The organism is Rhizobacter sp. P5_A1, from assembly GCF_056400745.1.
On record NZ_JBFUKR010000016.1, the window covers coordinates 46,708 to 63,586 of the forward strand.

The following is a 16,879-nucleotide window of genomic DNA, read 5'->3' on the forward strand; positions in this document are numbered from 1 at the left end:
TGTTGGGACACGAGTTTCTATCTCGGAGCACTTCACATGAACGACGACAAGTCCGTTGGCGGTCTCACGACGGCCGCTGCCAATCCGTTGAAGCGTCGCGGGCTGCTGATCGGCGCCGGTGCCGCGGGCGCGGCGGTGCTGGCGGTCAAGGCGCTGCCGGGGGCCGCACCGGCCGCCGAGGCGGTGGGCGCGACCGCGGCGAAGGTCGTCGACACGGGGGGCGGCTACCAGCTCACCGAGCACGTGCGGCGCTACTACGAAACCACCCGCGCCTGAGGTCACCACCATGCTGCTGACACGCAAATCGAACCACGCGAGCTCGTCGTCATCGAGCGGCCTCGTCAACAGCCTCGCGCGCGGCATCGACGCGCAGAACCGGCGCGCGATCCCGACGATGGACCGCCGCGCGTTCCTGCGCCGCTCGGGGCTGGGCGTCGGTGCCGGCCTCGCGGCCTCGCAGCTGACGCTGGTGCAGAAGAAGGCCCACGCGGCCGATGCCCCGGCCGCCGACGCGGCGCGCAAGACCGTCGTCAAGCGCACCGTGTGCGGCCACTGCTCGGTCGGCTGCGCGGTCGATGCGGTGGTCGAGAACGGCGTCTGGGTGCGCCAGGAACCGGTGTTCGATTCGCCGCTGAACCTCGGCGCGCATTGCGCGAAGGGCGCGGCGCTGCGCGAGCACGGCCACGGCGAATACCGGCTGCGCACGCCGATGAAGCTGCAAGGCGGCAAGTACGTGAAGATCAGCTGGGACGAGGCGCTGAACGAGATCAGCGCGAAGATGCTCGAGCTGAAGAAGCAGAGCGGCCCCGATTCGGTCTTCATCGTCGGCTCGAGCAAGCACAGCAACGAGCAGGCCTACCTGCTGCGCAAATGGGTCAGCCTCTGGGGCAGCAACAACTGCGACCACCAGGCGCGCATCTGCCACTCGACCACGGTCGCCGGTGTCGCGAACACCTGGGGCTACGGTGCGATGACGAACTCGTACAACGACATGCGCAATTCGAAGGCCGCGATGTACATCGGCTCGAACGCGGCGGAGGCGCATCCGGTGTCGATGCTGCACATGCTGCATGCGAAGGAAACCGGCTGCAAGATGATCGTCGTCGATCCGCGCTTCACGCGCACCGCCGCGAAGGCCGACGACTACGTGCGCATCCGCTCCGGCTCCGACATCCCGTTCCTGTTCGGCGTGCTGTACCACGTCTTCAACAACGGCTGGGAAGACAAGAAGTACATCAACGACCGCGTCTACGGCATGGACAAGGTGCGTGCCGACGTGATGGCGAAGTGGACACCCGACAAGGTGCAGGAGGCCTGCGGCGTCGACGAGGCCACCTGCCTGAAGGTGGCGCGCACGCTGGCCGAGAACCGCCCGAGCACGATCGTCTGGTGCATGGGCCAGACCCAGCACACGATCGGCAACGCGGTCGTGCGCGCCTCGTGCATCCTGCAGCTCGCGCTGGGCAACGTCGGCGTCAGCGGCGGCGGCACCAACATCTTCCGCGGTCACGACAACGTGCAGGGCGCGACCGATGTCGGCCCGAACCCCGACTCGCTGCCCGGCTACTACGGCCTCGCCGAAGGCGCCTGGAAGCACTTCGCGAAGGTCTGGGACGTCGACTTCGAGTGGATCAAGAAGCAGTACGCGCCGGGCATGCTGACCAAGCCCGGCATGACCGTCTCGCGCTGGATCGACGGCGTGCTCGAGAAGAACGACCTGATCGACCAGGACAGCAACCTGCGCGGCCTGTTCTTCTGGGGCCACGCGCCGAACTCGCAGACCCGCGGCCTCGAGATGAAGACCGCGATGGACAAGCTCGATCTGCTCGTCGTGATCGACCCGTACCCGAGCGCGACGGCGGCGATGGCGGCCATGCCGAATTCCGCGGGCAAGGAGAGCCAGCTGAACCCGAATCGTGCGGTGTACCTGCTGCCGGCCTGCACCCAGTTCGAGACCTCGGGCTCGGTCACCGCGTCGAACCGCTCGCTGCAATGGCGCGAGAAGGTCATCGAGCCGCTCTGGGAGTCGCGCACCGATCACATGATCATGTACCAGCTCGCGCAGAAGCTCGGCTTCGACAAGGAGCTCGTGAAGAGCAACAAGCTCGTCGCCGGCAAGGGCGGGATGATGGAGCCCGAGCCCGAGGCGCTGCTGCGCGAGATCAACCGCGGCATGTGGACCATCGGCTACACCGGCCAGAGCCCGGAGCGGCTGAAGGCGCACATGCGCAACATGAACGTCTTCGACGTGAAGACCTTGCGCGCCAAGGGCGGTGTCGACAAGGAGACCGGCTACAAGCTCGACGGCGACTACTTCGGCCTGCCATGGCCTTGCTACGGCACGCCCGAACTCAAGCACCCCGGTTCGCCGAACCTGTACGACCCGTCGCGCCACGTGATGGACGGCGGCGGCAACTTCCGCGCCAATTTCGGCGTCGAGCGCGACGGTGCGAACCTGCTCGCCGAAGACGGCTCTTGCTCGAAGGGCGCCGAGATCACGACCGGTTATCCCGAGTTCGACCACCTGCTGCTGAAAAAGCTCGGCTGGTGGAACGACCTGAGCGACGCCGAGAAGAAGGCCGCCGAGGGCAAGAACTGGAAGACCGATCTGTCCGGCGGCATCCAGCGCGTGGCCTTGAAGCACGGCTGCCACCCGTTCGGCAACGCGAAGGCGCGTGCGGTGGTCTGGAACTTCCCCGATCCGATCCCGCAGCATCGCGAGGCGCTGTACTCGACCCGGCCCGACCTGGTCGCGAAGTACCCGACGCACGACGACAAGAAGGCGTTCTGGCGCCTGCCCACCTTGTACAAGAGCGTGCAGGAAAAGAACAAGGACATCGGCAAGACCTTCCCGCTGATCATGAGCTCGGGGCGGCTCGTCGAGTACGAAGGCGGCGGCGAAGAGACGCGCTCGAACCCGTGGCTGGCCGAGCTGCAGCAGGAGATGTTCGTCGAGATCAACCCGGCGACCGCGAACGACCGCGGCATCCGCGATGGCGAGAACGTCTGGGTCACGACGCCGACCGGCGCGCGCCTGACCGTGAAGGCCCTGGTCACCGAGCGCGTCGATCGTGAAACCGTCTGGCTGCCGTTCCACTTCTCGGGCCGCTGGCAGGGCGCCGACATGCTTGCGTACTACCCCGAGGGTGCGCATCCGGTGATCCGCGGCGAGGCGATCAACACCGCGACGACCTACGGCTACGACAGCGTCACGATGATGCAGGAAACGAAAACCACCGTGTGCCAGGTTCAGAAGGCCACCGCCTGAAGACCGCTCTGATCACGACGACACACCGGAGAATCCGATGGCAAGAATGAAGTTCATCTGCGACGCGGAGCGCTGCATCGAGTGCAACGGCTGCGTCACGGCCTGCAAGGCCGAGCACAACGTGCCCTGGGGCGTGAACCGGCGCCGCGTCGTCACCTTGAACGACGGCGTGGCCGGCGAGAAGAGCATCTCGGTCGCCTGCATGCACTGCTCCGACGCACCGTGCATGGCGGTGTGCCCGGTCAACTGCTTCTACCGCACCGACGAAGGCGTCGTGCTGCACGACAAGGATGTCTGCATCGGCTGCGGCTACTGCTCGTATGCCTGCCCGTTCGGTGCGCCGCAATTCCCGAGCAACGGCGAGTTCGGCCTGCGCGGCAAGATGGACAAGTGCACCTTCTGCGCCGGCGGCCCCGAGGCCAACGGCAGCGACGCCGAGAATGCGAAGTACGGCCGCAATCGCTTGTCCGAAGGCAAGCTGCCGGCCTGCGCCGAGATGTGCTCGACCAAGGCACTGCTCGGCGGCGACGGCGATGTCGTGGCCGACATCTTCCGCACCCGCGTGCTGAACCGCGGCAAGGGCAGCGAGGTCTGGGGCTGGGGCACTGCATACGGCAAGCCGACGCAGACCAGCTCGGCCGCGCCGGTCGGGGTGAAGAAGTGATCGGCCGCGCATTGGCCTTCGGCGCCGCGACGGCGCTGAGCCTGTCGCTCGCGGCCTGCGGCGAGAAGTCGCAGACGATGGACGCGTCGGCGCGCAAGGCCGACGCCGAACCCTGGACAACGTCCGACGCCGCGAATCCGGCGCACATGGCGGCGGGCTGGAAGAGCGGCGACAAGGCCGCCTGGGAGCAGCAGATCCGCCAGCGCAATCAGGCGCAGAACGACTACCTGCGCTGAGGAGACGACGTGATGCGAAGCCCGCTCGTGCGACAAGCCCTCCGACAGGCACCCCGCGCACTCGCAAGCCTGCTGGCGGGCCTGGCCGTCGCGTTCGCGAGCGCGCAGAACACGCCCGGCGCCGCAGCATCGGCGTCGGCGTCGGCGTCGGCGTCGGCATCGGCATCGGCGAACGCCGGTGCGCCGGCCGGCTTCGTCGCGCCGGCCGAGCCGAAGGCCGACGAGACGAACGCGCAGCGCGCGAAGAGCCAGCCCGGCAACAACGCGCCGTTCTGGCGCAGCGTGCACGACTCGGGCGTCAACAAGGGCCTCTCCAACCTGCCCGGCGCCGAGAAGGGCGTGCTGATCCAGGAGTTCGTGCAGTACCCCGGCTCGCGCCTCACGAACGCCGGCGAAGCCTGGCGCCAGGTGCGCAACAACTGGATCATCCCGTATGGCGGCTCGCTGGTGCTGGTCGTGCTGCTCGCCATCGCGCTGTTCTACTTCGCGAAGGGCAGGATGGGCGGCCACGTGCCGTACACCGGCCGCACGATCGAGCGCTTCACCTACTTCGAGCGCGCCGCGCACTGGGCCAACGCGACCGCGTTCAGCGTGCTCGCGATCTCGGGTCTCGTGATGGCGTTCGGCAAGTTCCTGCTGTTGCCGCTGGTCGGCAGCGCGCTGTTCGGCTGGCTGACCTACGCGCTGAAGACCGCGCACAACTTCGCCGGGCCGCTGTTCGCCGTCTCGCTCGTGATCGTGTTCTGCACGTTCGTGCGCGACAACTTCCCCGGCCGCGGCGATCTGCAGTGGCTGAAGCGCGGCGGCGGCCTGTTCGGCGGCAGCGAGCCGCCGTCCGGGCGCTTCAACGCCGGCGAGAAGCTGATCTTCTGGGGCGGCGTGTTCCTGCTCGGCAGCATCGTCGTCGCCTCGGGGCTGGTGCTCGACAAGGTGATCCCGGGCATGGCCTATCTGCGCGGCGACATGCAGATCGCGCACATGGTCCACGGTGTCGCGACGGTGCTGATGATCGCGATGTTCCTCGGTCACATCTACATCGGCACGCTCGGCATGAAAGACGCCTATGCCGCGATGAAGACCGGCCAGGTCGACGAAGGCTGGGCCCAGGAGCATCACCCGTACTGGTACGAAGACATCAAGGCCGGCAAGATCCCGGCGCAACGCACGCCGCCGCCCGAGGGACGGCCTGCCGCGCAGGTTTGAGACAGCACAAGGACGACCCCGCATGCGATCCGCCATTCCCGCATTGATCATCAGCGCGCTGTTGGCCGCACCGGCCTTCGCGAAGCTGCCGGCGCCGAACGACGAAGCGAAGGCCAAGGCGGCCGCTGCCGCCGCGAAGACCGCGTGGACCGACAAGGTCGCCGCCTACCAGCTGTGCCAGGCGATGAACCGCAGCGCCGAGCAGTATCGCAAGAGCGAGAAGGCGGCCGGCCGCGAAGCACCCGCCGCGGTCGAGACGCCGGCCTGTGCCGACCCCGGGCCGTTCATCGCGCCGGCCGCCGCTTCGGCGCCGCTCGAGGCCGCCGGTGCGCATTCGCCGGCGAAGACCGCGAACGCGCCGCCAAGCTCGAAGGCGACCGCCGCCGAGCAGCAGGGCCAGACCAAGAAGTGACCCGCACGCCGCGCCTGACCGCCGCCTCGGCCCCGTTGATGCACGAGGTCGACGTACTCGACGAGTTCGGCGCGACGCGGCACATCTCGATCCCCGCCGAACGCGCGCTGACGGTGTTCGTCGACAGGCGCGAGCTCGTCACCTTGATGACGCTCGGTGCCGCGCCCGAGCTGCTGGTGCTCGGCTACCTGCGCAACCAGCGCCTCGTCGACTCGGTCGCCGACATCGAATCGATCACCGTCGACTGGGACGTGCAGGCCGCCGCGGTCAAGACCCGCGCCGGCATCGAGCGTTTCGACGAGAAGACCGCGAAGCGCGTCGTGACGACCGGCTGCGGCCAGGGCACGGTGTTCGGCGACCTGATGGGCGACCTCGAATCGATCCGGCTTCCCGCGGCCGACCAGCCCTCGGCACGCATCAGCCAGCACGCGCTGTACGGCCTGCTGAACGCGATGCGCATCCAGGAGAGCACCTACAAATCGGCCGGCTCGGTGCACGGCTGCGCGCTGTTCCGTCAGGATGAACTGCTGATGTTCGTCGAGGATGTCGGCCGCCACAACGCGATCGACACGATCGCCGGTTGGATGTGGCTGCACGGGGTCGGCGGCGGCGACAAGGCCTTCTACACGACCGGCCGGCTGACCAGCGAGATGGTGATCAAGTCGGCGCAGATGGGCGTGCCGATCGTCGTCTCGCGCAGCGGCATCACGCAGATGGGCCACCAGCTCGCGAACCGGCTCGGCCTCGCGCTGTTCGGCCGCGCGACGAACCGGCACTTCATCTGCTACAGCGGTTTCGACCGCTTCGATTCGGAGCCCGAGCCGGCGCGCGTCGTCGCGAGTGCCTCGGGCGGATAGGACCCGTCGCTCAGCGGTTGTCGATGCGGCCGTAGACGCCATGCGTCTCGTCGGCGGGCCCGGCGGCGAAGAACAGCGTGTTGGTCGGTTGGTTGTTGATGCCGTTGCCGAACGCGATGCCCCACAGGCCATCGATCACGATCGGTGTGCCGTTGGGCTTCGACAGCGTGCCGAGGAAGGCACCGGTCGACGGGTCGAAGGCGTTGATCTTTCCGTCGCCGAAGTTCCCGACCAGCAGGGCGTTGCTGAACGGGCCGAAGTTCGCCGGCGCGAGCGCCATGCCCCATGGCGCGTCCAGCTTGCCGCCGACCGGGATCAGCCGCTTCACGAGCGCGCCGGCGGTGTCGAACACGTTGACCGCGCCGAGCCCGGCGCCGGCGACTTCGTCCTCCGCCTGAGCGTCCTGCTTCGCGTAGGCGACGTAGACCCGGTCGCCGATCGCCTGGATGCCGAACGGGGCGTATCCGGCCGGCAAGGTGGCATCGGTGAACGCGGTCGCGGCGCCGACGCGCGCGAACGTCGAGTCGAACATGTCGACGACGCCGTTGTGAAAGTCGGCCGCGTACAGGAAGCTGGCACCGCCCTGGCTCGCGATCGCCAGGCCCTTGTAGATCTTCGACTCGGAGGCGCCGTCGAACACCGTGACGGCGTTGTTCAGGTTCACGCTCGGCGACCACGCGGCCAGCGTGCCCGCCTCGCCGACGAAGATGAAGGCGCTGGTGCCGCTCACGCCGCCCTGCGTGATCTGGAATCCGCTCGATCCGTTGAACACGATGCCGGTCGGCGCGGCCTCGCCGGCGCTGCCGGCCGGGATCGTCACGATCAGCGTCTGCGCCATGCCGTTGCCGTCGTACAGCGTCGAGGTCGACGTGCCGTTGTTCGCGACCCAGACGAAGCCGGCCGGGTTGAACGCGATCCCCCAGGGGTTCACCAGATGCGCATCGACGTTCGACGTGCTGTACGGGTTGCTCGACGTGTTGACATCCGAGACGAGGTTGGTCGCGACGTAGCTCATGCCGTTCGCCGAACCGTTGTCGTCCCCGCCGCCGCCGCAGGACGTCATTGCCATCGCAGCCGCACAGGTGAGCAGCCACCCCGGGATCGAGCGGAAAGCGTTCATCGATGTCTCCTCGTTGATGTGTGACGCCGCCCGAGCGCGGCGTCGCCCCGTGTATGCCGGCTCGCGGCACGCGCGTTCAAGCCGACGACGAAGGTTCAGAACGAGATCGACGCGCTCCCGACGAGCGCGGCACGGCGGCCGTCGTAGACCGCTGGATAGGGGCCGCCACGGGTGGCCGCGACCCACGCCAGCTGCAGATCCACATCGCGCAGCGCCAGCCCCGCGCCGATGCGCAGATCGAAGCGCGTCCTGGCGCTGCCGGTGTCGTTGTGGGCGAGCGGCGCGAGCGCGCCGATGTGGCCGAACAGGCGCAGGTTCGGGTTCAGCGACGTGTGGGCATTCAGTTCCGCGTATGCCGAGCGGACATGCCGCCCGAAGTAGTTCGGCGCGTAGTACACGCGCGCGCTCCAGCGATCGGACAGCAGCCCGACGTAGGCCTCGCTGTAGTCGTAGCCCGAGTTGCCGCTGAAGTGCGAGAAGCTGGCGCCGAATTCGAGGCGTCGGCTGTCGTCGAGCCGCATCACATGGCCGGCGTACGGGAGCCACTGCATGTAGCGCTCGTCGTGCGCCAGCTCGGCTCGTGTCGCCGATGCGCCGACATACCACCCGACCGGCGCATCGTAGTTCAGCGTGACGCGCAGGGACGGCTTCGAGTCGCTCAGCGAGACCCCGCGAAAGCGGTAGTCCGAATCGGCCGCAACGCTCGCACCCAGCTGCGCGTGCGCATTGAAGGCCAGCGCCACCCCGACGACGCCGGCGGCCGGGTAGCGACGCCAGCGTGATCGAGGCGCGTGCACATCAGTGCCGCGCGATCGGGGCGATCGGCGCGGTCCGTGAGGCGCCGTCGCATGCGCAGGCGCATGCCGCGCCGGCCCGCGTCAGGCTCGCACAGGCATCGACGCGCCCGTCGGCACGCCGCACGAGATCGGCGCCGATCGACGACGACGCGCGCGCCTTGCCGCTGCGCGCCTGCGCATCGAGCATCAGCGCGAGCAGGCCGCTGACGTGCGCGGCCGCATAGGACGCGCCCGACACCGTGGCCCAGCGCGAGCCGGGCAGGGTCGTGGGAATGTCGGTGCCGGGCGCGGCCCATGCGGCGGGCGGCTCCGCTGCAGACGGCTTGTCGGTGACCGCGACCACGCCGTCGATGCCGGCCGGAAAGCCGCCATCCGCCGCCGCACGATTCACCGCGGCGACCACGCCGATGCCGCGCTTCAGCGCGGCCTCCACGAGGCGCCGGATCAGGCGATCGGGCGGCCCGCCCAGGCTCAGGTTCACGATCTGCGCACCCTGCTCGATCGCCGCCTGCAGCGCACGCGCCAGGCTGAGGGTGTTGCACAGCGTCGTCTCGGCGGCCTGCCAGCAGGCGCGCAACGCCAGCAGGCTGGCCTGCGGCGCGATGCCGGCAATCCCGACCTGGTTGTCGGCACGCGCGGCGATGATGCCGGCGACCGCGGTGCCGTGGTTCTCGGCAACGGAAGGCTCGTCGCCGATCAGGTTCATGCTCAGCGCGACCTGCCCGTTCAGATCGGGATGATCGAGCTGGACACCGCTGTCGATGACGGCGACGCGCACGTCGCGGCCCGTCGCCGAGGCATGAAGTTCGTCCAGCTGCCACTCGCGCGCCGCGGGTTGCAGGCTGAACAGCGCATCGTCATGGGCCAGCGGCCGGAAGACGTTCATCGGCTGCGCCCACGCGACGCGCGGGTCCCGGCCCAGCTGCGCGGCGACCGCATCGGGGGCCTGCAGCGCGGGCACCTCCATCACGTAGCAATCGAGGCCGAGGGTCGGCATCGGCCATTCGCTCGCCAGCGTCAGGCCATGCGCGCTCGCGAGCGACTGCGCGATGCGCCGCCGGGCCGCGGCGCCCGCGGTGTTGGCGTAGCCGCCCGAGTAGTTGCCGTCGGCGCGAAAGTGCGCGACCGGCAGGTTCAGCAGCACCAGCACCTGCTGCGGCGAATCGAGGCGCGTGGCCCCGGTCGTTCGGCCCGGCTCGATCGCGCCGGCACGTGCCACCCAGCAGGCCAGCGCGCAGCACGCGATCCAGGCCGCGATCGACGCCCTGATGCTCATCGCGAACTCGCGCTGACGAGCGACTCCACGCGTGCCACGGCCGGCTGCGCGCGCAGTCGCCCGAGAGCCTGCGGGACCGGACCGGCGATCTGCACCAGGTAGGCGTCGGTCACCGTCGGCCCGCCGACCAGCCGCGCGTCGCTCGCGCGCAGCGCGGCCCGGATTTGCGCCTCGGTCGCTTCGGGGCGGAAGACCACCAGCGCGTTCGCGGCCGGCACGCTCGTCGCCGCGCCGAGCGCGTGGTACGGCTCGGGGCGAAGCGTCGCGCCGACCCAGGCGATCGCCAGCCCGAGCATCACCGCGGCTTGCACGCCGACCGCGAGCGGCCACCAGCCGGTCCAGCGCCGGCGGCGGCCGGCGGCCGGGTGCCGTGCAGCCGCCGGCTCCGCATCGAGTCGCCCGCGAAGCGCGGCCCAGCCTGGCGCCGCGTCGGCGGCGGGCGCAACGAGGCTGTCGCCCACCTCCCGCAGCCGGGCCTGAAACGCGGCGTCGATCTGGCAACGCGGGCATTGCGCGAGATGCGCTTCGACCCGCGCGCGCTGCGCCGCATCCAGCGTGCCGTTCGCGTACCAGGGCAGCAGCAGTTCAGCCTGCCGATGCTCGTCGCTGTCGAGCGCGAGGATGCGCGCCTTCACAGCCAATCCTCCAGTTCGCCGGACAGCAGCGCCCGCAGCCGGCGCCGGCCATGGAACACGCGCGTCTTGACGGTGTCGACCGGGCAATCGACGATCTGGGCGATCTCGGCGTACGGCAGGTCGTGGAAGTAGGTCAGCACCAGCGCGCTGCGCTGCTCGGCCGACAGGCTTTCGAGCGCGCGCGCCAACGCGGCGCTGGTTTCGCGGCCGCTGTGCTGGCGCTCCGGGCCCGCGCCGTCGGATAGCAGTTGCTCAGGCGCCGGCTCGCCGACGGGTTCGTCCTGGTGACGCAGGGCCTTCAGCGTCGTGCGGTACGCGATCGCGAAGATCCAGGTCGAGACCTTGCACTGCCCGTTGTAGGCCTCGGAGCGTCTCCAGACCACCAGCATCGTGTCGTTCAGCACCTCTTCGATCAGCGATCGACGCGGGGTCATCAGGCCAATGAAGCGGCTCAGGCGCGGGTGGTAGGCCCGGTACAGCGACTCGAACGCGTGCACGTCGCCCGCGACGACGCGCGCGACGAGCGCCGCATCCGGCGCGTCGGTCTGGCGTGCGGGGCCGGGTGGGGCCCGGGTTCGATCGGCGTGGTCACGCAGCAATGAGCACCCTCCGGGGGGAACGCCCTCCCGCGGAGGTTAATGCCAATCGCCGCGAAAAGGTTCAGCGGCTGCCGATGCCGCCACTCCACTGCTGGTTGACGAACGGCGAGCCCGCGAGGTCGGCCGCGGTGAACGCGAACACGAACCACTGGCTCGGATTCGACAGGCCGCCCGGCGTCGTCGCCAGGAAGTCGTTGTCGTTGCCGATGTACAGCGTGTGCTTGACGACCCCGTCGACAACAACATCCTCGCCGAACGCCATCCCTTCCAGCTTGGCCGGAATCTTCTCGACCTGGATTCCGGCTGCGGTGAGCTTGGCGACGATGTCGAGGAAGAGCGACTTGCCGACCGCGTTCGGCAGCAGCGCCGCCGCGCCGCTCAGGCCGCTCACGTCCGTCGCGCCGGCGAGGTCGATCTTGTAGATGCGCTTGACCACCGCCTTGCTGTCGTCGCCGAGGCCCTTGCCGTCGCGCTCGAGCACGAGCAGCTCGTGGCCGTTCAGCGCGAGCACCTCGCTGCTGTTGTAGGCCTTGGCCTTGTCGGCCAGGTAGTTGTCGTAGGCGTACTCGTGCACCGCCTCGGTCTCCAGGTCGACGCTCACGATGCGGTTCGCGCGGCCGCCGTCGCCGCCGTCCTCGATCAGCGGGCTCTGCACGAAGCCGAAGAGCGTCTTGCCGTCGGGCGAGATCGCCAGGCCTTCCATGCCCTTGTTCGCGACCCGGCCGGCCGTGTTGCCCGAGATCTCGACGGCGCCCCGCGCCGATTTGTGCGCCACCGCGAGCTTCGCGGGCAGACGGATCGCGCGCACGCGCGCGCCGGAGCTGCGATCGAACTGGTACAGGAAGGGGCCGTACTCGTCGCTGATGTAGACGAACTTGCCGTTGCCCGAGACGCGGATGCCCTCCGGGTCGAAGCGCGCGTCGCGGGTGTCGCCCGAGCTCGTCGTCGGATCGAAGTTGTCGGAGCGCCCCGAGAAGTAGTGGCGCGACGGCACGTTCGCGGCCGGCTCGGCGCGGTAGCCCGCGACGCTGCCGCCGTAGTTCAGCGGCTGGTGGCTGTAGAGCAGCGTGGTGCCGAGAAGCGTCGGCGTCAGCGTGAACGGGAGCCCGGTGCCGGCATCGGCGACGGGCTGCAGGTCCAGCTGCAAGGTGTGGAAGCGCGGCACGTAGCTGCTCGTGTCGTCGACCGCGGGATTCCACGCGACCGCGTTCGGGCCGCGGTCCGGAAGCGCCAGGAAGGTGTTGCCGCCGGCCCAGGCCAGGCCCGATCCGACGCCGCCGAGCAGATCGCCGCGCACGCCGTTCTCGAGCAGCGCGCCCTGGCCCGAGTGGTCCGCGAGCGTGCCGGGCATCTTGCCGATCGCGATCAGGTCGATCGCACGGGCCGGCGCGGCGGCGAAGGCGCACAGCGCCAGCGCGGCTGCGATCGAGAGGGCCTTTTTCTTCGTGGAGATCATTCGGAGTCCTCGGCGTTACGGAACCGAGCATCCTCGCCGGCCGATGTGACCGGCCCGTGACAGGCCCGGCGGGCTTGCGCCGTCAGACCAGGCCGTCGAACGGCAGCACGTCGACCGCTTCGCCGGCCGCGACGTTGCCCTGCGCGTGGTGCAGCACGACCAGCCCGTTCGCCTCGCTCATGCTGCGCAGGATGCCCGAGCCTTGCGAGCCGGTGATGCGCACCTGCCAGGCGCCGTCGGCCGCGCGTGTCACGATGCCGCGCTGGTACTCGGTGCGGCCGGGCTTCTTGCGGATCGCCTCGACGCTGGCGGCGCGCAGCATCGGCAGCGCCTGCGCGGTGGCACCGCTCATCGCGAGCAGCGCGTCGCGCACCAGCGCGTAGAAGGTCACCATCACCGCGACCGGGTTGCCGGGCAGGCCGAACAGGATCGCGCTGTGGCCATCGCTGTCGCCGCCGCCGATGCGCCCGATCGCCATCGGCCGGCCCGGCCGCATCGCGATGCGCCAGAACAGCACGTCGCCGAGTTTGGCCATCACCATCTTCGTGTGATCGGCCTCGCCGACGCTGACGCCGCCCGACGTGATCACCGCATCGGCATCGCGCGCCGCGGCGCGGAACGCCGCTTCGAGCGCCGCGGGGTCGTCGCGCACGACGCCCATGTCGATCAGCTCGACGCCGAGCCGCTCGAGCATGCCCCACAGCGTGTAGCGGTTGCTGTCGTAGACGCAGCCGGCGGGCAGCGTCTCGCCGATCGAGCGCAACTCGTCGCCGGTCGAGAAGAACGCGACGCGCAGGCGCCGGAACACCGGCACCTCGGCCTGGCCGAGCGACGCGAGCAGGCCCAGATCGGCCGGGCGCAGCACGCGGCCGGCGGTCAGCGCAGCCTCGCCGCGCGCGAGGTCTTCGCCGGCGAGGCGGCGGTTGTCGCCGCGCCGAACCACGCCGTCGGGAATGCTGACGCGCTCGCCGTCGACCTTGACGAATTCCTGCGGCACGACCGTGTCGAGACCGGCCGGCATCACCGCGCCGGTCATGATGCGCACGCACTGGCCCGGGGCGGCGCTGGCCACGTCGGCCTGGCCGGCCTGACCCGCAAACGCGCTGCCGGCGACCTGCAGCACGGTGACCGCGTCCTGCAGAAGATCGGCGCCGCGCAGCGCATAGCCGTCCATCGCCGAGTTGTCGTGCGCCGGCACGTCGATCGCCGAGACGATGTCGCGCGCGAGCACGCGGCCGAGCGCCGCGCGCAGCGCCAGCATCTCGACCGTCTGCGGCTTCGGCACGAGCCGCGCGATGAACTCCTGCGCCTGCGCGACCGGCAGCGCCTGCGGGTCGTAGCCAGCCACGACCGCGGCGATCTCGCGCAGCGAGCGCGGCAGCTTCGGGGCCGTGGCGTCAGCCATGCTGCTGCAGTGCCTTCAATTCGTCGGGCGTGTTGGCGTTCGCGAACGCGAGCGCATCGTCGAACGGCACCTCGACGCAGCGGTGCAGCGCGGTCCACTTGTCGATCTTGCGCTGGCCGCCCTGCGTGAAGCGCAGCAGGCTTTCGATCAGCTCGGTCTTCATCAGGCAGAACACCGGCTGGACCTGCAGGGCGCCGCTGTCGTCACGCGTTGCGGCCATCGCGATCTCGGCATCGTCGGCGGCGAGCGCCTGCGCGAGGCGCGCGACCAGGTCGGCCGGGAACAGCGGCGAATCGCAGGGCACGGTCACGAGGTAGCGCGTCTCGCAGCGCTCCAGGCCGGTCAGGAAGCCCGCGAGCGGCCCGGCGTAGTCGGCCAGCGTGTCGGGCCAGACCGGCACGCCCATCGACTCGTAGGCGCCGAGGTTGCGGTTCGCATTGATCAGGATCTGGCCGACCTGCGGCGCCAGACGCAGCAGTGCATGCATCGCCAGCGGCATGCCGTGGTGGTTCTGCAGGCCCTTGTCGACGCCGCCCATGCGGCTGCCGCGGCCGCCGGCCAGGATCAGGCCGGTGATGTCTTGTTTGTCGATCATGCGCGGCAGTGTATTTCGCCGGCGCCGGCGCGGGTCATCGGGTTGCGATGCCCGCGTTCGGGAAGAACAGCTGCTCGCCGCCGATCTTGTAGGCCGCGATCGTCGCCTGCCCTTCGGGCGACACGATCCAGTCGGAGAACGCCTGCGCGAGTTCGGTCTTGGTCTGCGGGTGCTTCGCCGGGTTCACGACGATCACGCCGTACTGGTTGAACAAGCGCCGGTCGCCCTCGACCAGCACCTTCAGGTTGCCGCGGTTCTTGAACGCGAGCCAGGTGCCGCGGTCGGCGAGCACATAGGCATCGGCGCTCGACGCGATGTTCAATGCCGGCCCCATGCCGCAGCCGCAGCCGCGGTAGTCGAACAGCTTGCCGGCAACCTTGACGGCCGGGTCGTCGATGCCGGCGCTCTTCCAGTAGCGCAGCTCGGCCGCGTGGGTGCCGCTCTTGTCGGCGCGCGAGACGAAGGCTGCGTTCGAGTTCGCGAGGCGGCCGAGCGCGACGACGATGTCCTGGCCACGCACGCCGGCCGGGTCGTTGGCCGGCCCGATCAGCACGAAGTCGTTGTACATCACGGCCCGGCGCGACAGGCCGTGGCCTTCGGCGACGAACTTCTCCTCGGCCGGCTGGTCGTGCACGAACAGGATGTCGGCGTCGCCGCGCCGGCCCATGTCGAGCGCCTGGCCGGTGCCGACCGCGACGACACGCACCTCGATGCCGCGCGCCTTCATGAACACCGGCAGCAGGTGCGGGAACAGGCCCGACTGTTCGGTGCTGGTGGTCGAGGCCATCACGATCGAGCGGTTGCTGCTGTCCTGGGCCGCGGCCGGCTGCGCGAGCGCGCCGAGCGCGACCAGCCCGCAGGCGAGGGCGGCGCGGCGGCCGAGCGTCACGATCTTCGTTGTTGTCATTCGTCGTTCCATGTCAGTTCGCCTTTGAGAAACAGGTCGGCCCTGGCATCAACCTGCTCGCCGAAGAAGCGCGCGGTCGGCAGATCGGCGCGGATCGAGCCGTGATCGAGGTAGACCACACGCGTCGCGAGGCGCTTGGCCTGGCCGAGGTTGTGCGTGCTCATCACCATCGTCATGCCGTCGGCCTTCAGGTCGACGAGCAGCGCCTCGATCTCCTTCTTCGCCGACGGGTCGAGGTTCGCGGTCGGCTCGTCGAGGAAGAGCAGCGCCGGGCGTGTCGCCCATGCGCGAGCGAGCGCGAGGCGCTGCTGCTGGCCGCCCGACAGCGCCCGCGCCGGCCGGTCGCGCAGCTCGAGCAGGCCGGCGCGCCGCAGCGCCTCGGTCGCGCGCGTGCCGCGTTCATCGGCGGGTACGCGCGCCAGCCACAGCGCGACGCGCAGGTTGTTCCAGACCGACAGGCGCAGCATGAACGGACGCTGGAACACCATCACCTGCGCCGCCGCCTGCGGCGCGACGACGCGCAAGCCGCTGTGCGCGACGAGGCCGTGCAGCGCCTGCAGCAGCGTCGTCTTGCCCGAGCCGTTGGCGCCGATCAGCGCGATGAAGTCGCCGCGCTCGATGCGCAGGCTGACCTCGCGCAGCGCGGTCACCGCACCATGGCGCACGCCGACATGCTCCAGGCTCAGCATCGCGGCGGCCCGGGTGTTGCTCATCGCGCCGCCGCCGATGTGTTGATCGCGGCGACGAGCTGGGTGCGCTGCGCCATCGCGATGCCCGCGTTCACGAGTCCGACCAGCGCGAGCAGCACGAGGCCGAGTGCGAGTGCGAGCGGCAGGTCGCCCTTGCTTGTCTCGAGCGCGATCGTCGTCGTGATGACGCGCGTGACGCCGTCGATGTTGCCGCCGACGATCATCACCGCGCCGACCTCCGAGACCGCACGGCCGAACGCCGTCAGCAGGATCGTCGCGACCGCCCAGCGCTCGTGCAGCAGCATCAGCAGCGCGCAGGTGAACGGCCGCGCGCCCATCGAGCGCAGCTGGTCGCCGCCGTCGCGCAGGCTGTCGGCGACGAGCTGGCGCGACAGCGCGGCGATCACCGGCAGCACCAGGATCGTCTGCGCGATCACCATCGCGCCCGGCGTGAACAGGATGCCCCAGGCGCCGAGCGGCCCGCTGCGCGACAGCAGCAGGTACACGACCAGCCCGACGACGACCGACGGCAGCGCGAGCAGCGTGTTCAGCAGCGCGAGCAGCGGGCGCCGGCCGGGGAAGCGCGCGACCGCGAGCCAGGCGCCGCCCGCCAGGCCGAAGCCGGCGGCAATCACGCACGCCGAGACGCTGACCAGCAGCGACAGGCGCACGGTGCGCCACAGCACCGGGTCGACCTCGAGCACCAGCGCGACGGCGGTGCGAAAACTCTCGGCGAAGGCGCTCAACGGACATCTCTCAT

The 16,879-nt window shown here is 69.9% G+C and carries 18 protein-coding genes; 7 read left to right on the top strand and 11 right to left on the bottom strand.

The window, feature by feature from the left end; all coding sequences use genetic code 11:
- The first annotated feature begins 36 nt into the window (after positions 1 to 36).
- Genes AC1DTW_RS17720 through AC1DTW_RS17750 form a run of 7 tightly spaced genes read left to right on the top strand, consistent with a single transcriptional unit; the run spans position 37 to position 6,640 of the window.
- Positions 37 to 276 carry a formate dehydrogenase gene (locus tag AC1DTW_RS17720; RefSeq protein ID WP_477982618.1) on the top strand — a complete coding sequence of 80 codons (240 nt, stop codon included), beginning with the start codon at positions 37 to 39 and terminating at the stop codon, positions 274 to 276.
- 10 nt (positions 277 to 286) lie between these two features.
- Positions 287 to 3,268 carry a formate dehydrogenase subunit alpha gene (locus tag AC1DTW_RS17725; protein WP_477982619.1) on the top strand — a complete coding sequence of 994 codons (2,982 nt, stop codon included), beginning with the start codon at positions 287 to 289 and terminating at the stop codon, positions 3,266 to 3,268.
- Positions 3,269 to 3,305: 37 nt separating this feature from the next.
- On the top strand, positions 3,306 to 3,932 hold the full coding sequence (gene fdh3B, locus AC1DTW_RS17730; RefSeq protein ID WP_477982621.1) for a formate dehydrogenase FDH3 subunit beta: 627 nt from the start codon (positions 3,306 to 3,308) through the stop codon (positions 3,930 to 3,932).
- Positions 3,933 to 3,943: 11 nt separating this feature from the next.
- Positions 3,944 to 4,168 carry a hypothetical protein gene (locus AC1DTW_RS17735; RefSeq protein ID WP_477982622.1) on the top strand — a complete coding sequence of 75 codons (225 nt, stop codon included), beginning with the start codon at positions 3,944 to 3,946 and terminating at the stop codon, positions 4,166 to 4,168.
- A 12-nt stretch (positions 4,169 to 4,180) separates the two neighbouring features.
- Positions 4,181 to 5,371 (top strand): formate dehydrogenase subunit gamma, encoded by a 1,191-nt coding sequence (locus tag AC1DTW_RS17740; protein WP_477982624.1) that lies wholly within the window; start codon positions 4,181 to 4,183, stop codon positions 5,369 to 5,371.
- Between the two features lie 22 nt (positions 5,372 to 5,393).
- The gene (locus AC1DTW_RS17745) at positions 5,394 to 5,783 is read left to right on the top strand and encodes a hypothetical protein (protein WP_477982625.1); all 390 of its coding nucleotides are present in this window, start codon (positions 5,394 to 5,396) and stop codon (positions 5,781 to 5,783) included.
- A gap of 38 nt (positions 5,784 to 5,821) precedes the next feature.
- The gene (locus AC1DTW_RS17750; protein ID WP_477982699.1) at positions 5,822 to 6,640 is read left to right on the top strand and encodes a formate dehydrogenase accessory sulfurtransferase FdhD; all 819 of its coding nucleotides are present in this window, start codon (positions 5,822 to 5,824) and stop codon (positions 6,638 to 6,640) included.
- 10 nt (positions 6,641 to 6,650) lie between these two features.
- On the opposite strand, the gene AC1DTW_RS17755 is transcribed toward AC1DTW_RS17750, so the two are convergent.
- The 11 genes from AC1DTW_RS17755 to AC1DTW_RS17805 form a co-directional block, all read right to left on the bottom strand.
- Positions 6,651 to 7,760, bottom strand: a complete 1,110-nt coding sequence (locus AC1DTW_RS17755) for a TIGR03118 family protein (RefSeq protein WP_477982626.1) — start codon at positions 7,758 to 7,760, stop codon at positions 6,651 to 6,653.
- Positions 7,761 to 7,855: 95 nt separating this feature from the next.
- The gene (locus tag AC1DTW_RS17760) at positions 7,856 to 8,557 is read right to left on the bottom strand and encodes a TorF family putative porin (RefSeq protein WP_477982627.1); all 702 of its coding nucleotides are present in this window, start codon (positions 8,555 to 8,557) and stop codon (positions 7,856 to 7,858) included.
- Position 8,558: 1 nt separating this feature from the next.
- Complete coding sequence (locus AC1DTW_RS17765; RefSeq protein ID WP_477982628.1) at positions 8,559 to 9,833, bottom strand: S8 family peptidase; 1,275 nt, start codon at positions 9,831 to 9,833, stop codon at positions 8,559 to 8,561.
- Entirely contained in the window at positions 9,830 to 10,468 is a 639-nt protein-coding gene (locus AC1DTW_RS17770) for a zf-HC2 domain-containing protein (protein WP_477982629.1), read from the bottom strand. The genes AC1DTW_RS17765 and AC1DTW_RS17770 overlap by 4 nt, the downstream gene beginning before the upstream one ends.
- Positions 10,465 to 11,067 carry an RNA polymerase sigma factor gene (locus AC1DTW_RS17775; protein WP_477982630.1) on the bottom strand — a complete coding sequence of 201 codons (603 nt, stop codon included), beginning with the start codon at positions 11,065 to 11,067 and terminating at the stop codon, positions 10,465 to 10,467. The genes AC1DTW_RS17770 and AC1DTW_RS17775 overlap by 4 nt, the downstream gene beginning before the upstream one ends.
- Positions 11,068 to 11,128: 61 nt before the next feature.
- Positions 11,129 to 12,523 carry an esterase-like activity of phytase family protein gene (locus tag AC1DTW_RS17780; protein WP_477982631.1) on the bottom strand — a complete coding sequence of 465 codons (1,395 nt, stop codon included), beginning with the start codon at positions 12,521 to 12,523 and terminating at the stop codon, positions 11,129 to 11,131.
- Between the two features lie 82 nt (positions 12,524 to 12,605).
- Positions 12,606 to 13,928: a molybdopterin molybdotransferase MoeA gene (moeA, locus tag AC1DTW_RS17785; protein WP_477982632.1), complete on the bottom strand. Its 1,323-nt coding sequence runs from the start codon at positions 13,926 to 13,928 to the stop codon at positions 12,606 to 12,608.
- Positions 13,921 to 14,523, bottom strand: a complete 603-nt coding sequence (gene mobA / locus AC1DTW_RS17790) for a molybdenum cofactor guanylyltransferase MobA (RefSeq protein WP_477982633.1) — start codon at positions 14,521 to 14,523, stop codon at positions 13,921 to 13,923. The genes moeA and mobA overlap by 8 nt, the downstream gene beginning before the upstream one ends.
- Before the next feature lie 34 nt (positions 14,524 to 14,557).
- On the bottom strand, positions 14,558 to 15,430 hold the full coding sequence (locus AC1DTW_RS17795; RefSeq protein ID WP_477982635.1) for an ABC transporter substrate-binding protein: 873 nt from the start codon (positions 15,428 to 15,430) through the stop codon (positions 14,558 to 14,560).
- Positions 15,427 to 16,143 carry an ATP-binding cassette domain-containing protein gene (locus AC1DTW_RS17800; RefSeq protein WP_477982636.1) on the bottom strand — a complete coding sequence of 239 codons (717 nt, stop codon included), beginning with the start codon at positions 16,141 to 16,143 and terminating at the stop codon, positions 15,427 to 15,429. The genes AC1DTW_RS17795 and AC1DTW_RS17800 overlap by 4 nt, the downstream gene beginning before the upstream one ends.
- Positions 16,140 to 16,865 (bottom strand): ABC transporter permease, encoded by a 726-nt coding sequence (locus tag AC1DTW_RS17805; RefSeq protein WP_477982637.1) that lies wholly within the window; start codon positions 16,863 to 16,865, stop codon positions 16,140 to 16,142. Before AC1DTW_RS17805 ends, AC1DTW_RS17800 begins: the two co-directional genes overlap by 4 nt.
- Between the last annotated feature and the right edge of the window lie 14 nt (positions 16,866 to 16,879).

What these genes read in the sequence shown, in the direction of transcription:
- AC1DTW_RS17765 (WP_477982628.1), bottom strand. Translation starts at nt 9,833, where the DNA reads ATGAGCATCAGGGCGTCGATCGCGGCCTGGATCGCGTGCTGCGCGCTG.
- AC1DTW_RS17720 (WP_477982618.1), top strand. Translation starts at nt 37, where the DNA reads ATGAACGACGACAAGTCCGTTGGCGGTCTCACGACGGCCGCTGCCAAT.
- moeA (WP_477982632.1), bottom strand. Translation starts at nt 13,928, where the DNA reads ATGGCTGACGCCACGGCCCCGAAGCTGCCGCGCTCGCTGCGCGAGATC.
- AC1DTW_RS17725 (WP_477982619.1), top strand. Translation starts at nt 287, where the DNA reads ATGCTGCTGACACGCAAATCGAACCACGCGAGCTCGTCGTCATCGAGC.
- AC1DTW_RS17740 (WP_477982624.1), top strand. Translation starts at nt 4,181, where the DNA reads ATGCGAAGCCCGCTCGTGCGACAAGCCCTCCGACAGGCACCCCGCGCA.
- mobA (WP_477982633.1), bottom strand. Translation starts at nt 14,523, where the DNA reads ATGATCGACAAACAAGACATCACCGGCCTGATCCTGGCCGGCGGCCGC.
- AC1DTW_RS17755 (WP_477982626.1), bottom strand. Translation starts at nt 7,760, where the DNA reads ATGAACGCTTTCCGCTCGATCCCGGGGTGGCTGCTCACCTGTGCGGCT.
- AC1DTW_RS17795 (WP_477982635.1), bottom strand. Translation starts at nt 15,430, where the DNA reads ATGACAACAACGAAGATCGTGACGCTCGGCCGCCGCGCCGCCCTCGCC.
- fdh3B (WP_477982621.1), top strand. Translation starts at nt 3,306, where the DNA reads ATGGCAAGAATGAAGTTCATCTGCGACGCGGAGCGCTGCATCGAGTGC.
- AC1DTW_RS17745 (WP_477982625.1), top strand. Translation starts at nt 5,394, where the DNA reads ATGCGATCCGCCATTCCCGCATTGATCATCAGCGCGCTGTTGGCCGCA.
- AC1DTW_RS17750 (WP_477982699.1), top strand. Translation starts at nt 5,822, where the DNA reads ATGCACGAGGTCGACGTACTCGACGAGTTCGGCGCGACGCGGCACATC.
- AC1DTW_RS17780 (WP_477982631.1), bottom strand. Translation starts at nt 12,523, where the DNA reads ATGATCTCCACGAAGAAAAAGGCCCTCTCGATCGCAGCCGCGCTGGCG.
- AC1DTW_RS17800 (WP_477982636.1), bottom strand. Translation starts at nt 16,143, where the DNA reads ATGAGCAACACCCGGGCCGCCGCGATGCTGAGCCTGGAGCATGTCGGC.